Source organism: Cryptosporangium sp. NPDC048952, assembly GCF_043197895.1.
GTDB lineage: Bacteria > Actinomycetota > Actinomycetes > Mycobacteriales > Cryptosporangiaceae > Cryptosporangium.
In genome coordinates, this window is sequence record NZ_JBICTY010000010.1 from 79,803 (window position 1) to 93,735 (window position 13,933).

A 13,933-nucleotide genomic window follows, 5' to 3' on the forward strand; every position below is an offset into this window, starting at 1 on the left:
CGGCGGGCCGTGTCGTCTCTCATCCCTTGATGGACGTCCAGGCCTGGGTCCAGGCCGAGTAGTCCTTGCACTTCACGTCCGTACGGCCGTCGAGGCACTGGGTGATCGGCGTCGACCAGTACCAGATCTGCTTGGCGTAGGACGCGTCACCGGCGTGGAACGTCGTGCAGTGGTTCTTGTCCGCGGTGAACGCGCAGGCCTTCTCGTTGGCCGGCGACTCCCCGAAGTACTCCGCGACCTGCGCGTTGGCCTTCGGCGAGACGATGTGGTCCAGCCATTTGTAGGCGCACGTCTTGTGCTCGGACTTCGCGCTGACCATCCAGGTGTCCGACCAGCCGGTCGAACCCTCCTTCGGCAGCACCGCCTCGATCGGCGCCCCTTCGGCCTTCGCGACGTTCGCGATGACCTGCCAGGACGTGCCGATCACCGAGTCGCCGGACTTGAACGCCGAGACTTCCTTGAGGTAGTCCGACCAGTACTCGCCCACGTTGGCCTTCTGCTTTTTCAAAAGGGCGACGGAGGCGTCGAACTGCTTGTCGTCGAGCGCGTACGGGTTCTTGATCCCCAGCTCGGGCTTGGTCTTCATCAGGTACAGCGCAGCATCGGCGATGTAGATCGGCGAGTCGTACGCGGTGACCTTGCCCTTGGTCGCGGCGTTGTCCTCGAACACCGCGCTCCACGACGTCGGGGCAGGCTTGACGACGTCCTTGCGGTACATGAGCAGGTTCGCACCCCACCCGTGCGGCACCCCGTACGAGACCTCGTCGACGCTGTTCCACTTCTGGTTCTTCAAGAAGTCGAAGACGTCGGCGTAGTTCGGCACCAGGTCGGTGTTCACCGGCTCGACGTCACCTGCGGCGATCAGCCGCAGCGACGCGTCACCCGACGCGGACACCACGTCGTACTGGCCGGTCTTCATGAGGCTGACGGCCTCGTCCGACGTGCCGAACACCTTCGCGTTGACCTGGCAGCCGGTCGCCTTCTCGAACGGCGTGACCCAGTCGACCTTCGGGTCGTTCGAACCGTCCTCGGCGTACCCCGCCCACGACAGGACGTTGACGGTTCCCTCGGCCTTGCCGAGGGACTTCAGAGCTTCCAGCTTCGGGGGCTTGAAGCCCGAACCGGAGTCCGACGATTCGGTCTCGTCACTCGTCCCGCAGGCCGCGGCGGAAAGCACCAGTGCTGCCACCACAGCTCCGGCGAACCTGCGGCTCAATGGACGGATCTTCATCGTGCCTGCCTTCTGCAGAATCTCACTCCTAACGAATAGCGGCACCTCGATGGCTAGGGGGTGCCGCAGCGCGCAACGCCTCCCAACGTCGCGCGGCGCAATTCCACCACAGCTGCGGCGAGCGAGGAAGTGGATCCCTCCAGATTGGAAAGAATTGCTTTCCTCATGAATTCTTCATGATGGACGTAATTGCAAGAAGCCGGACCGGTAGGATTGTTGCAGTGAGCAATAGATTGACGCTGCTGTTCGCGGTGGCAGGTGGCACCGCGGTCGGCAACCTCTACTGGGCCCAACCGCTCCTCGAGTTCATCGCACGCGACCTGCACTCGTCTCCCGCGACGGCCGGCTGGCTGGTGACCGCTACCCAGATCGGGTACGCAGTCGGCATCCTGCTCGTCGTGCCGCTCGGCGACGTGCTCGACCGGCGCAAGCTGGTGCCGATCATGATGGTGTGCGCCGCCGCGGCACTCACCGCGTGTGCGCTCGCCCCGTCACTCGGCGCGCTGCTGGTCGCGATCGCCGCGGTCGGCGTGACGACGGTCTCCGGGCAGATCCTCACGCCGCTGGCCGGCGATCTGGCCGACGACACCAACCGTGGACGGATCGTCGGCACTGTCGTCTCCGGCCTGCTGATCGGGATCCTGGTCTCGCGGACGATCAGCGGATTCGTCGCCGACGTCGCCGGTTGGCGCACGATCTTCGCCGCCGCGGCGGTCGTCGCGCTGGTGCTCGCCGGGGTGCTCCACCGGTCGATCCCGACGCTGCCGCCGAAGGAGCGGCTCCGCTACCCGGCGCTGATCGCCTCGGTCGCGACGGCGGTGGCCCGCGAGCGGGCGGTGCGTTGGACCCTGCTTCTCGGCGCGATCGGCTTCGCGCTGTTCACGATGTTCTGGACGTCGTTGACGTTCCTGCTCAGCGCACCGCCGTACGGCTACCCGGTGTCGGTGATCGGGCTCTTCGGGCTCGCCGGGCTGGCCGGGGCGCTCGCCGCCCAACGTGCCGGTCGACTGCACGACCGCGGCTGGTCGCTCCCGGCCACCGGCGCCGCCTGGGTGCTGACGCTCGTCGCGTTCGCGGTGGCCGGGTTCGGCGGTCACTCCGTCGTCGCCGTCCTGATAGCGATCGTGCTCCTGGACGTCTCCGTTCAGGGGATGCTCATCCTCAACCAGGCCCGGGTGTTCTCGGTCTCGGCCTCGGCGCGCAGCCGCCTGAACACCGCGTTCGTGACCAGCAACTTCATCGGCGGCGCGATCGGCTCGGCCGGAGCCTCGGTGCTGTGGGCGATCGGCGGCTGGTCAGCCGTCTCGACGGCCGGCGCCGCCCTGAGCGTCGTAGCCCTTTTGATCTGGCTAGTGGGCCGCCGCACCGCCCTCGTCGTCAGCGATGAAACCGTCGCAGCGCCGCGACCGTAGCCGCAGGATTCTCCTCCGGGACGAAGTGGCCGCTTTCGATCGCCTCACCGGTCACGTCGTCGGCCCACTCCCGCCAGACCGCCAACGGGTCGTACCACGCCCCGACCGCCCCGCGGGAGCCCCACAGCACCTGCACCGGGCACCCGATCCGACGCCCCGCTGCCCGGTCCGCTTCGTCGGCGGCACGGTCGCACGTGGCGCCGGCGCGGTAGTCCTCACAGACCGCGTGGATCACCTTCGGGTCCCGAACGTGCCGGGAGTAGTCGTCGATCGCCGCGAACGACCGCAGCGCGCCGCCGAACTGGGCGTCGAAGAAGAACCAGTCGGGGTCGGCCGCGATCAGCGTCTCCGGGATCGGCTCCGGCTGGGCCAGCAGGGGCCAGTGCCAGTAGCCGAGCGCGAAGCGCGCGTCGGCGCGTGCCCACACCTCGGCGGTGGGCACGATGTCCAGCACGCTCAGCCGACGGACCGCGTCGGGGTGGTCCAGCGCGAGCCGGTAGCCGACCCGCCCGCCGCGGTCGTGCCCGGCGACGTCGAAGCTGCCGAACCCCAGGTGGCGCATGAGCGCGACCGCGTCCTGTGCCATCGCCCGCTTGCCGTAGGTGGTGTGGTCGGCGACCGTGTGCGGCGCGCTGCTGTCGCCGTAGCCCCGCAGGTCGGGCGTCACGACCGTGAACTCCTCGGCGAGCTCGCCGGAGATCGCCTCCCACATGCGGTGGGTCTCCGGGTATCCGTGCAGCAGTAGCAGCGGCGGGCCGTCGCCGCCGTGGCGGACGTTCAGCACCACCTCGCCGACGTCGACCCGCTCGGTGACGAACCCGTCAAACATGGATGTCCCCCATCCGCTGGGTGCCGATCACCGAGAGCAGGCGCAGGGCCTCCTCGGACGCCGAGCCCGGGATCGCGGTGTAGATGACCACCCGCTGGTCCCGGTCGGCGACGTCGAGCGCGTCGCAGTTGACGGTGACCGGCCCGACGACCGGGTGCTGGAACGTCTTGCTCAGCGTCGGCCCGCTGTCGACGTCGTGGGACGCCCAGAGCGTCCGGAACCGTTCGCTCCCGGCGTGCAGTTCGTCAACGAGCTCCTGCAGCCCCGGATCGTCGGGATATCGCGCCACGACGGCCCGCAACTGCCGGGTCGACGACCGCTCGAACTCCGCGCGATCCGACACCCCGAACAACCCCCCGAGGAACGCCCGACGGAGCAGGTTCCGGTCGCGCCTCGGCAACGCGGAGAAGTCCGTCATCAGCGCCGCCGCGAGGTCGTTCCACGCGAGCACCTCGTAGTCCGCGGCCGTCACGAACGCCGCGGAGAGCGGCAGCCGCTCGATCAGATCCAGGATGCTCTGCCGCACCTCGCGCAGCGGCCCGGGCGGTGCCGCCGCGGGCGCTCCGGCCAGGTGGTGGAGGTGGGCGCGCTCGGCGTCGGACAGGCGGAGCGCCCGGGCCAGTCCGGCGAGCACCTCCCGCGAGGGCCGCGGACCGCGCGCCTGCTCGAGCCGGGAGTAGTACTCCGGCGAGATGTACGCGAGCCGCGCCACCTCTTCGCGGCGCAACCCCGGTGTGCGCCGCCGCTGCCCGGCGGGAAGGCCCACGTCAGCGGGCGTGATCCGCTCGCGCCTGCTGCGCAGGAAGTCCGCCAGTTCGCGTCTGTCCACGGATCCGAGTGTGCTCCCGGGGCCGCCCCGCAGCCAGGTATCACTCGTGCCTGGATAGCTCCCGCCCACCGCAACACGCTCGATCCATGAACCTGCTCGAGAACAAAGTCGCTTTCGTCACCGGCGCCGGCCGGGGCATCGGAGCAGCCGCTGCGCGGCTGTTCGCCGTGGAAGGAGCGCGGGTGCTGCTCGCGGCGCGCAGCGAAGACCAGCTGAAGGCGGTCACGGAGGAGATCCGTGCGTCGGGTGGCACCGCGGACTACGTCCGCTGCGATCTGGCCGACGCCGACGAGGTGCGCGCCGTCGTCGACGCCGTGCTGGAGCATTACGGACGCCTCGACGTCGCGTTCAACAACGGAGCGACGATCGCCCCGCCCGGGCCGCTGGACGAGGTCAGCATCTCCGACTTCGACCGCCTCTACACCGTGAACCTCCGCGGCCAGTGGCTCGCGATGAGCGCCGAGATTGCCGCGATCCGGGCCACCGCCGGCACCGGGGCGATCGTCAACAACTCCAGCGTCGGCAGCCTGATGGGCAACCCGGCGCTCCCCGCGTACGGCGCGATGAAGCGAGCCGTCAACAGCCTCACCGAGTCCGCCGCCGTCACGTACGGGCCGGAAGGCATCCGGGTCAACGCGATCGCGCCCGGCAACACGCTGACCGAGATGATCCGCGCCTGGGAGGCCGACTCACCCGGCCTGCAGGAACGGCTCGTCGCGGCGACGCCGCTCGGGCGCGGCGCCGACCCGGACGAGATCGCCCAGGCCGCCGCCTGGCTGCTCAGCGACCGGGCGTCGTTCGTGACCGGTGTCGTGCTGCGCGTCGACGGCGGCGCTCGCGCCTAATCGAAGAAGTTCCCATCAAGGAAGTGCTCGGCGAGATCCGGGCGCGCGGTCAGGCACTGCAGGCTGGTGAGCCGTCGGAACATCAGCTCCGCGTCCTGCGGTAATGCCGCGGCCGCCTGCCTGCGCGCCTCGGCCAGCCCGTCGAACCGCGCGGCCCGCCGGGCCTCGTCGAACCGCTCGTGGAACTGTTCGGCCAGCCGCACGACTTCCAACGTCACTGCGTAGTCCACGTCTGCTCCTCCCCCAGTGGTCGTCACGGGTACAGAGCCGCGGTTACGCGGTTTGATACGCCGATATGATCCGGGACATGTACGGCTACTGCGAGCGACGCCGGCGGACCCCAGACCGCCGCTAGCTTTCGCATGCCCGGCGGGTCGAACCCGCCTCGCTGCCGATCGACCCGTTTTCCCTGCGGACCTCGATTGGCTACCCATGGATCTCGAAGCTCTTCTCGCCGCCCGGCTGGCCCCGGCGTTGCACGCCCTGGCCGGCGTTCCCGTCGACCCCGCCGTGCGCCCGTCGCAGCGCGGCGCCGACTTCCAGTCCGGCGCCGCGCTCGCGCTGGCACGCACCCTGCGGCGGGCGCCGCGCGATCTGGCGTCCGCCATTGCCGAAGCAACGGATCTGAGCGGGATCGCGACCGTCACCGTCTCCGGACCCGGTTTTCTCAACCTGACGCTCGACGACGCGCTGATCACGTCGGCGCTGGACGCACCGATCGCGAAGACGAACCCCGAGCGGATCGTGCTCGACTACTCCGGGCCGAACGTCGCCAAGCAGATGCACGTCGGCCACCTGCGGTCGACGATCATCGGCGATGCGCTGGCCCGGATCTTCGAATGGCAGGGCCACGACGTCGTCCGGGTGAACCATCTCGGCGACTGGGGCACGCCGGTCGGGATGCTGATCGAGCACGGCGGCGCGTACCAGGAGGCTCGGCAGCGCTTCGACGCCGACCCGGACTTCCGGGACCGGGCCCGGCGGCGGGTCGTGGCGCTGCAGTCCGGCGATCCGGAGAGTAGGGCCCGCTGGACGGACCTGGTCCGGCAGTCCGAGGAGGCGCTCCTCGACGTCTACGCGCGGCTCGACGTGACGCTCGGCCCGGACCACTTCGTCGGCGAGAGCTTCTACCAGGATGCGCTCGACGACGTGGTGGCCGAACTGGAGGCCAAAGGGCTGCTCGCCGAGAGCGAAGGCGCCCTCTGCGCGTTCCCGGAGGGCTACGACGTGCCACTCATCGTCCGGAAGGGTGACGGCGGGTACGCCTACGGCGCCACCGATCTCGCCGCGATCCGGCACCGGGTCGTCACCCTGGAAGCGACGAAGCTGCTCTACGTCGTCGGTGCGCCGCAGCGGGACCACTTCCGGATGGTCTTCGCCGTGGCCCGGGAAGCCGGCTGGCTGACCGAGGCCACCGCGGAACACATCGGGTTCGGTCCGGTGCTGGGGTCCGACGGCAAAATGCTCAAGTCCAGGTCCGGTGACGCGGCGAAGCTCGCGGACCTGCTCGACGAGGCCGTGGGCTCGGCGTCGGCACCGGAGATCGGCATCGGAGCGCTCAAGTACGCCGACCTGTCCAGTGACCGGCGCACTGACTACGTCTTCGACGTCGATCGGATGCTGGCCCGCACCGGCAACACCGGGCCGTACCTGCAGTACGCGCACGCGCGGATCCGGTCGCTGCTGGCGCTGGCCGGTTCGCCGGTGGGCCCGGTGCGCCTGGTGGCTCCGGAGGAGCGGAAGCTCGCGCTGGCGGTTCTCGGCTTCGAACCGACCGTGACCGCGGCCGCCGCCCAGCGCGACCCGCACCGGTTGGCCGGATACCTGTACGACCTGGCCGCCACGTTCTCGAGCTTCTACGAGCAGTGCCCGGTGCTGAAAGCGGAACCGGCGCTGAAGGCGAGCCGGCTCCGGCTGTCCGAGCTGACCGCCCGGACGCTCCGTACGGGCCTGTCCCTGCTCGGCATCGCCGCCCCGGAAGAGATGCGCCGCCTCTCTTCCCACTTCAACGTATAGCGCAGAGGGGGACTTGCGGCAAGCCCCCGGTGAGGGTTCAGGCTAACGACGTGAATTCCGTGTCTACCAGCGCTTTCGACCTGCCCGAGCGCCTCGTCGCGAAGGCCGACCCTGCGCTGATCGCCGACGACGACCAGCACTTCGCCGCCATCGCGGCGAGCCTCGAGGACCTGATCGCCGACCTGACCGAACGTCTCGACGTCGCTCTCAAAGCTCCCGGTGGTATCGGCCAGAAGGCGATGGACCGGGACCAGGAGGTCCACCGGCTCAGCGCGCGCCTGCGCACGGTGCGACGCTACGGCCTGGACCTGTGCCTGGGCCGGGTCGTGCGCGACGGCGACCCCCAGCCGGTGTACATCGGCCGCCTCGGGCTAACCGACAGCGCGGGCCACCGGCTGATGGTCGACTGGCGTTCGCCCGCCGCCGAACCGTTCTTCGGAGCGACGCACGCCAACCCGATGGGCCTGGTGAGCCGCCGCCGCTACCGGTGGATGCGCGGCCGGATCAACGACTACTGGGACGAGGTCTTCACGCCCGACGGCCTGGAGGGCCACGCCGCACTCGACGACCAGTCCGCGTTCATCGCCAGCCTGGGCGGCAACCGCTCGGACCGGATGCGCGACGTGCTCGGCACGATCCAGGCCGACCAGGACGCGATCATCCGCGCGGGGTCCCGCGGCGCGCTCGTCGTCGACGGTGGTCCCGGTACCGGCAAGACCGTCGTCGCCCTGCACCGCACCGCGTACCTGCTCTACTCCGACCCGCGGCTGGGTTCCCGGCACGGCGGGGTGCTGTTCGTCGGCCCGCACGAGCCGTACCTCGCGTACGTGTCCGACGTCCTGCCGAGCCTCGGCGAGGACGACGTCCAGATCTGCACGCTGCGCGACCTGGTCACCGAGGGGGCGACCGCACCGGCGGAGACCGATCCCGCCGTGGCCGCCCTCAAAGCGTCGGCCGACTTGGTACGAGCGATCGAGACAGCGGTGCGGTTCTATGAGGAACCACCCCGCAAGGGGGCGCGGGTCGCTGTCGACCAGTCCGAGGTCTGGCTGAGCGCCGAGGACTGGGCCGAGGCGTTCGACGCCGTGGGTCACGCCACACCGCACAACGAGGCGCGCGAGCAGATCTGGAACGAGCTGGTCGAGATCCTGGTCGCGAAGTCGTCGGAGGACAGCCGGGAGTCGCTGGAGCGCAACACCGAGCTCCGGGGCGTGCTGAACCGCGCGTGGCCGGTGCTGCACGCCGCCGACCTGGTCTCCGACCTGTGGTCGGTGCCGGCGTACCTGCGGAAGTGCGCTCCGTGGCTGTCCCCCGCCGAAGTGCGGGCCCTCCAGCGGGAGGATTCGAAGGCCTGGACGACCTCCGACCTGCCCCTCCTGGACGCCGCCCGGCAACGGCTCGGCGACGCCGGGCTCGACTCGCGGCAGCGCCAGCGGGACGCCGAGGTCGCGGCCAGGCAGGAGCAGATGGACCAGGTCGTCGACCACCTGATCGAGGCCGCCGACGACGAGTACGGCTACGGCCTGATGACGATGGTGCGCGGGAGCTTCGGAGACGTCCTGATCGACCAGAGCGGTCTGGTCGTCGCCGAGCCCGACGCGCTCGCCGGGCCGTTCGCGCACGTCGTCGTCGACGAAGCGCAGGAGCTGACCGACGCGGAGTGGCAGATGCTGCTGCTGCGCTGCCCCTCGCGGAGCTTCACGATCGTCGGTGACCGCGCGCAGGCGCGGCACGGGTTCACCGAGTCGTGGGAGGAGCGGCTCAAGCGCATCGGACTCAACCGGATCGACCTGGCCTCGCTGACGATCAACTACCGGACGCCGGAGGAGGTCATGGTCGAAGCCGAGCCGGTCATCCGGGCGGCGCTGCCGGACGCCAACGTGCCGACGTCGATCCGGAGCAGTGGTGTTCCGGTCGGGCACGGCTCGGTCTCCGAGCTGGACTCGATCCTGGAATCGTGGCTGGCGGACAACGACGACGGCATCGCGTGCGTGATCGGCCACCCGGCGTTCGAAGGGACGGCGCGCGTGCGCTCCCTCACCCCCGAACTCTCCAAGGGACTCGAGTTCGACCTAGTCGTCCTGGTCGACCCCGAGTCGTTCGGCGAGGGCATCGAAGGCGCTGTCGACCGCTACGTCGCAATGACCCGCGCGACCCAGCGACTCGTCATACTGACCACATGAGGGTGAATCGTGTCCTGGTCAACCTTCCGGTCGCCGACATCGAGACGTCGAAAGCCTTCTACACGGACTTCCTCGGGCTGAGCACCGAGGAGTTCAACCTGGGCTGGGTCGCCCGGTTCACGTCCCCGGAGACCGGGGCGAACGTCCAACTCGTGACGCAGGACGCGACGGCGCCGGAGAACCCGGCGATGTCCGTTCAGGTCGACGACGTGGAGGCGGCCTACGCCGACGCGCAGGCACGGGGCTACGAGATCGTGCACCCGCTGACAAGGGAGCCGTGGGGCATCTACCGCTTTTTCGTGCGGACGCCGGACGGCACGGTGGTCAACGTCGCTCAGCACGCGTGAGGCTCAGCCCGGAGCGCGTGGTGGGCGCGGCGGTCGAACTCGCCGACGAAGTCGGGTTCGACCGGGTGACCGTGTCGGCGGTGGCGCGGCGCTTGGGCGTCCAGCAATCGACTTTGTATTCGCACGTGCAGAGCTCCCAGGACCTGAAGACGCGGATCGCCCTGTTCGCCCTCGCGGAGCTGGCGGACAGCGGCGAAGCCGCGCTGGCGGGGCGGGCCGAAAAGGATGCACTGATCGCGCTGGCGAACGTCTACCGCGACTACGCGCGGGAGCATCCGGGGAGGTACGAGGCGACCCGGATGAGGCTCGATCCGCGGACGGCGGCGGCCAGTGCGGGGCCGCGGAACGCGGAGATGATCCGGGCGGTCCTGCGCGGATACGACCTGTCGGAGCCGGACCAGACCCATGCGGTGCGGTTGCTGGGCAGCGTCTTCCACGGCTACACCAGCCTGGAGTCGGCCGGGGGGTTCGCGCACAGCTCCCCCGACTCGGAGGAGTCGTGGAACCGCATCCACGACGCGCTCGACGCGCTGCTGCGGAACTGGCCTACATGAGCTTCTTCTGCGCCCGGAGCACTTCGCGCGAGCTACGGTCGAGCGACCGGCACACCATCCGGTCGCTGACGTCCACCTGCTTCGGGAACGGGCCGGGGACGGTGGCGGTGGGTCGGATCGAGACGTCGGCGCGTCGGGCGAGGAGGCAGCGGATCTCTGTGATCGACATGCCTCAAGCGTCGCTGCCGACGTTCCTGAGCACCTGAGTAGTTCTGCGGAATCCCCAGCCGACGAGTGCCGCGGCCACCACCGTGAGCGTCAGGCCGGCGACCGTCACGGCGTTCCGGAACTCCGCGGTCTGCTGCACGCTCCACCCCGCGGTGGCGATGCTGCCGGTGAACATCGCCGCGAGGATCGTGCCGGTGGCCGCGATGCCCACCCCGGTTGTGACCTCGCTGGCGGTGTCGACGAGCGCCGCGCCGATCGTCGTCCGGTCCTCCGGCAGCCCGCGGAGCACGTTCACCCCGGCGACGACCCCGACCACGCGCATTCCGGCCGCCACGAGCACGAGCGCGAGCGCCACCCACCCGTAGCCGAACCGTCCCAGCACCCCGTAGACGGCGAGCCCGACCACGACCGCTGTCGCGCTGATCCAGGCGGCCCGGTCGAGGCCGAGCTTCTCCATCAGCGGGCGCACCAGCGCACCACCGGCGACGAGCACGACGACCTGCGGCAGCATCCCGAGCGCCGCCTGCCCGGGTGACCAGCCCCAGTCGAGCTGGAGCTGCAGCGTCACCAGGTAGCCGAGGCCCGCGGTCGCGAGACCTGCGGCGGCCTTGAACGCCAGGCCGCTGGACACGAGCGGGCGTGCGACGAGTTCGAGGTCGAGAAGGGGGTGCTGTGCGGTGCGCTCGCGGAACACGAAGAGCACGGCAGCGACGACCGCCCCGGCCGTGGCCACCCAGGCGGTCGTCTCCCCGCGCACGAACAGCGTCGGCGCGACGAGCGCGAGCACTATCGTCAGCGTGCCGAGCAGCGCACCAGCCACGTCGAGCCCGGTCTTGCTCGGCTGGTCAGGGCGGATCCCGCGGGACACACCGACGAAAGCGAGCATCGCGATCGGCACGTTGACCAGCAACAACGCCTGCCACGGCGCGACCGCGAGCACGAACCCACCCGCCGTCGGACCGATCGCGAGCCCGACCAACCCCACCGTGGAGATCAGCGTCGTCGCACGCACGCGGAGCGCGTCGTCGTCGAACAGCCGGAACGCCAGCGCCATCGAGCCGGGAGTCGTCATCGCGGCCGCGACCCCCATCGCCACCCGCACGGCGATCAGCTCCTCGGCGGTTCCGACGAACGCGGTCGCCAGGCTCGCCACGCCGAGCAGCACGAGCCCGATCAGCATGACCCGCCGCCTGCCGTACCGGTCGGCGACGGCACCGAACGCCAGCATCAGGCCGCCGAACACCACCGCGTAGGCGCCGGTGACCCACTGCAGCGCGGTCGTCGAGGCGTGCAGTTCGCGTCCGATCGTGGGCAGGGCGACATTCAGGATCGAGTTGTCGAGCATCTCGAACAGGAACACCGCCGAGAGCCCCGCGAGGGCCACCCACGCCTCGCGCAGGGATGATTGCTCCGTATCCATGGCAACTAAGTTAAGTCACTAAGTTTAGTCACACAAGAGATCGGGGTCACATGCCCAGGACCGGAGAGCGTGGGGGGCCGCAGACACGGGCGCGGATCTCACAGGTCGCGACCCAGCTGTTCCTCGCGCGTGGGTTCGACACGGTCACGGTCGCCGAGGTCGCCCGCGAGGCCGGGGTGTCGAGCGTCACCGTGTTCAAGCACTTCCCGCGCAAGGAGGACCTGTTCCTGGACCGCACGGACGAAGCCGTCGAACTCCTGCGTGCTGCCGTCCACGGCAGCGCCGACCCGCTCGCGTCCCTGCGGAGAACGACACTGCTCCTGGTCGACGAACGGCACTCGCTCTCCGGCCTCGCCGACGGGTCGGCCCCGTTCTACCGGACCGTCGCGGAGTCCCCCGCGCTGATCGCGCGCACGCGGGAGATCGCCGCCGAGCTCCAGCACACGCTGGCCGACGAGATCGAGGGCGACGCGACGCTGCTGAGCGCGTTCTTCATCGCCGGCTACAGCGCGGTCCTGGTCGAGACCGCTCGCCGCCTCATCGCGGACGAGCCCCTGCGCGCTGTCGCCGACGACCACCGGGCACGCGTCGAGGAATTGTTCGACGCGCTCCGCAACGGCGTCAGCCGACCGCTTTAGCCACCGCGTCCAAGGCCGATCGGAACTCGTCGATCTCCAGGTGCCCGAACCCGACGCGGAACACCCGGTCGTCCGAACCGAACCAGGAACCGGGCGCGACCCGGGTGTCGAGCGCAGCCAGGCGATCGTGGAAGCCGGGCTCCACGCCCTCGGGGAGGCGCAGGCAGCACAGCGCTCCACCGTCCGGCACGACGATCTCCAGCCGACCCCACCGCAGCAGCTCGTCGAGCCCGCGGCGAAGTACTCGTCCACGGTCGAGCACGCGATCGTCGACACGAACTTCGCCTCGCGCAGCCGCGCGTACAGTTCCGCGTCGGTGGTGGTCAGCCAGCCGATGCGCAGGCCCGGTGCGCCGTGGGCCTTCGACAGCGACGAACACGTGACGACGCGCGGCGAAAGGCCCGCCGCCGAGGCCGGAACGAGCCCGTCGTACGTGGAGGCGCGGTACGTCTCGTCGATCAGCACGACGGCATCCGGCGCGTGCTCGGCGACCTCCGCGAGGAGCGTCCGCAGCTCCGCGTCGGTGAACCGCACACCCGACGGATTCTGTGGGGACGCGAGCGAGACCAGACGCGTCTCCGGCGTGAGCGCCGCCGCGATCGACGGTAGCCGGTAGCCGTCGTCGAACGAGAGCTCGACGACGTCGGCCTTCTTCGGAACGGCCAGGGCCGGCGGGAAACAGGGCGTCAGAACCAGGGCGCCCGCGACAGAGCCAATGGCGCCGAATTGGTTCGCTGGTCGACGCGTACGCCAGCACGCTGCCGACGCTAGGCCGACTCTTCTTCCTCGCCGAAGTAGCCGCGCCGCACCGGCCGTACGTCACCGCGGCGACCCACCCAGCCGACGCCCGGCTCGAGCCGTCGGATCAGCTTCGCCGGGGCTCCCCCGACGACGGTGTGGTCCTCGACCTCGCCGCGGACCACCGACCCGGCCGCCACCACGGCGTTCCGCCCGATCGTGGTGCCGGGCAGGATGATCGCGCCGTGGCCGACCCACGAGCCCGCTCCGATCCGCACGGGCAGGTGGTCACCGAACTGGTTACCGATCGGCAGGTCCGGGTCCTGGTAGCCGTGGCTGGCGTCGCAGACGAACACGTCCTGCCCGAACCACACGTCGTCGCCCAGCTCGATCAACTCGTGCGCGACCAGCCCGGACCGGTCCCCGATCACGCACCGGTCGCCGATCACGAGGCCGCGGTCCGGAATGCCGGGGAAGTCCGGCCAGTAGCCGACCGACAGCGTCACCTGGCGTCCGACGATCACGCCCGAGCCGATGTGGATCGACCGCGTGTTCATCAGGGTCGCCGACGGGAAACCGATGCTGGAGTGCGCTCCGAAGCTGCCGAACCCCGCTGCGGCCCGGGTGCCCGGCGTGACCTTGCCGATCTGGTCGAGCCACCGCCACCCCGCCAGCACGCCCCGGTTCAGCAACGACTTGATGCCGATGTTCACGCACCGGAGG

The 13,933-nt window shown here is 70.2% G+C and carries 14 protein-coding genes and 1 pseudogene; 7 read left to right on the forward strand and 8 right to left on the reverse strand.

Translation table 11 applies throughout. The features are described 5' to 3' along the window. Window positions 1–19: 19 nt before the first annotated feature. Window positions 20–1,231, reverse strand: coding sequence for an ABC transporter substrate-binding protein (locus ACGFY5_RS42095; RefSeq protein WP_392730214.1), 1,212 nt, complete (start codon window positions 1,229–1,231; stop codon window positions 20–22). A 221-nt stretch (window positions 1,232–1,452) separates the two neighbouring features. On the opposite strand from ACGFY5_RS42095, the gene ACGFY5_RS42100 reads away from it, so the two are divergent. Then, window positions 1,453–2,643 carry an MFS transporter gene (locus tag ACGFY5_RS42100; RefSeq protein WP_392730216.1) on the forward strand — a complete coding sequence of 397 codons (1,191 nt, stop codon included), beginning with the start codon at window positions 1,453–1,455 and terminating at the stop codon, window positions 2,641–2,643. Here ACGFY5_RS42100 and ACGFY5_RS42105 read toward each other — a convergent pair. Together ACGFY5_RS42105 and ACGFY5_RS42110 are read right to left on the reverse strand one after the other, a co-directional pair. Further along, a complete protein-coding gene (locus ACGFY5_RS42105) occupies window positions 2,609–3,472 on the reverse strand; it encodes an alpha/beta fold hydrolase (protein WP_392730218.1) in 864 nt (287 codons plus the stop codon). The genes ACGFY5_RS42100 and ACGFY5_RS42105 overlap by 35 nt on opposite strands. Further along, window positions 3,465–4,301, reverse strand: coding sequence for a helix-turn-helix transcriptional regulator (locus tag ACGFY5_RS42110; protein ID WP_392730220.1), 837 nt, complete (start codon window positions 4,299–4,301; stop codon window positions 3,465–3,467). Before ACGFY5_RS42110 ends, ACGFY5_RS42105 begins: the two co-directional genes overlap by 8 nt. Before the next feature lie 86 nt (window positions 4,302–4,387). Here ACGFY5_RS42110 and ACGFY5_RS42115 point away from each other — a divergent pair, with 86 nt between their 5' ends. After that, window positions 4,388–5,146, forward strand: coding sequence for an SDR family NAD(P)-dependent oxidoreductase (locus ACGFY5_RS42115; RefSeq protein WP_392730222.1), 759 nt, complete (start codon window positions 4,388–4,390; stop codon window positions 5,144–5,146). Here ACGFY5_RS42115 and ACGFY5_RS42120 read toward each other — a convergent pair. After that, the gene (locus tag ACGFY5_RS42120; protein WP_392730225.1) at window positions 5,143–5,376 is read right to left on the reverse strand and encodes a hypothetical protein; all 234 of its coding nucleotides are present in this window, start codon (window positions 5,374–5,376) and stop codon (window positions 5,143–5,145) included. The genes ACGFY5_RS42115 and ACGFY5_RS42120 overlap by 4 nt on opposite strands. A 202-nt stretch (window positions 5,377–5,578) precedes the next feature. Here ACGFY5_RS42120 and argS point away from each other — a divergent pair, with 202 nt between their 5' ends. From argS to ACGFY5_RS42140, 4 genes are read left to right on the forward strand one after another with little or no spacing between them, the layout of a single operon-like run. After that, window positions 5,579–7,162, forward strand: a complete 1,584-nt coding sequence (gene argS, locus ACGFY5_RS42125) for an arginine--tRNA ligase (RefSeq protein WP_392730226.1) — start codon at window positions 5,579–5,581, stop codon at window positions 7,160–7,162. Window positions 7,163–7,212: 50 nt separating this feature from the next. Continuing rightward, window positions 7,213–9,345, forward strand: coding sequence for an RNA polymerase recycling motor ATPase HelR (helR, locus tag ACGFY5_RS42130; protein WP_392730229.1), 2,133 nt, complete (start codon window positions 7,213–7,215; stop codon window positions 9,343–9,345). Beyond that, on the forward strand, window positions 9,342–9,692 hold the full coding sequence (locus tag ACGFY5_RS42135) for a VOC family protein (protein ID WP_392730232.1): 351 nt from the start codon (window positions 9,342–9,344) through the stop codon (window positions 9,690–9,692). Before helR ends, ACGFY5_RS42135 begins: the two co-directional genes overlap by 4 nt. Then, a complete protein-coding gene (locus ACGFY5_RS42140; protein WP_392730233.1) occupies window positions 9,689–10,246 on the forward strand; it encodes a TetR/AcrR family transcriptional regulator in 558 nt (185 codons plus the stop codon). Before ACGFY5_RS42135 ends, ACGFY5_RS42140 begins: the two co-directional genes overlap by 4 nt. On the opposite strand, the gene ACGFY5_RS42145 is transcribed toward ACGFY5_RS42140, so the two are convergent. Then, complete coding sequence (locus tag ACGFY5_RS42145) at window positions 10,239–10,415, reverse strand: hypothetical protein (protein ID WP_392730236.1); 177 nt, start codon at window positions 10,413–10,415, stop codon at window positions 10,239–10,241. The two genes, ACGFY5_RS42140 and ACGFY5_RS42145, sit on opposite strands and share 8 nt — an antisense overlap. 3 nt (window positions 10,416–10,418) lie before the next feature. Then, entirely contained in the window at window positions 10,419–11,834 is a 1,416-nt protein-coding gene (locus ACGFY5_RS42150) for an MFS transporter (RefSeq protein WP_392730238.1), read from the reverse strand. Between the two features lie 50 nt (window positions 11,835–11,884). Between ACGFY5_RS42150 and ACGFY5_RS42155 the strand changes: the two genes are divergently transcribed. Beyond that, complete coding sequence (locus ACGFY5_RS42155; RefSeq protein WP_392730241.1) at window positions 11,885–12,472, forward strand: TetR/AcrR family transcriptional regulator; 588 nt, start codon at window positions 11,885–11,887, stop codon at window positions 12,470–12,472. 339 nt (window positions 12,473–12,811) lie between these two features. Here the strand turns inward: ACGFY5_RS42155 and ACGFY5_RS42160 are convergent. Together ACGFY5_RS42160 and ACGFY5_RS42165 are read right to left on the reverse strand one after the other, a co-directional pair. Continuing rightward, a pseudogene (locus ACGFY5_RS42160) lies at window positions 12,812–13,189 on the reverse strand (aminotransferase class I/II-fold pyridoxal phosphate-dependent enzyme); the annotation flags it as partial. A 50-nt stretch (window positions 13,190–13,239) separates the two neighbouring features. After that, on the reverse strand, window positions 13,240–13,923 hold the full coding sequence (locus ACGFY5_RS42165) for an acyltransferase (RefSeq protein WP_392730243.1): 684 nt from the start codon (window positions 13,921–13,923) through the stop codon (window positions 13,240–13,242). Window positions 13,924–13,933 lie beyond the last annotated feature (10 nt).

Coding starts and splice junctions, on each gene's coding strand:
- ACGFY5_RS42095 (WP_392730214.1), bottom strand. CDS start 1,231: ATGAAGATCCGTCCATTGAGCCGCAGGTTCGCCGGAGCTGTGGTGGCA.
- ACGFY5_RS42105 (WP_392730218.1), bottom strand. CDS start 3,472: ATGTTTGACGGGTTCGTCACCGAGCGGGTCGACGTCGGCGAGGTGGTG.
- ACGFY5_RS42115 (WP_392730222.1), top strand. CDS start 4,388: ATGAACCTGCTCGAGAACAAAGTCGCTTTCGTCACCGGCGCCGGCCGG.
- argS (WP_392730226.1), top strand. CDS start 5,579: ATGGATCTCGAAGCTCTTCTCGCCGCCCGGCTGGCCCCGGCGTTGCAC.
- ACGFY5_RS42135 (WP_392730232.1), top strand. CDS start 9,342: ATGAGGGTGAATCGTGTCCTGGTCAACCTTCCGGTCGCCGACATCGAG.
- ACGFY5_RS42145 (WP_392730236.1), bottom strand. CDS start 10,415: ATGTCGATCACAGAGATCCGCTGCCTCCTCGCCCGACGCGCCGACGTC.
- ACGFY5_RS42150 (WP_392730238.1), bottom strand. CDS start 11,834: ATGGATACGGAGCAATCATCCCTGCGCGAGGCGTGGGTGGCCCTCGCG.
- ACGFY5_RS42155 (WP_392730241.1), top strand. CDS start 11,885: ATGCCCAGGACCGGAGAGCGTGGGGGGCCGCAGACACGGGCGCGGATC.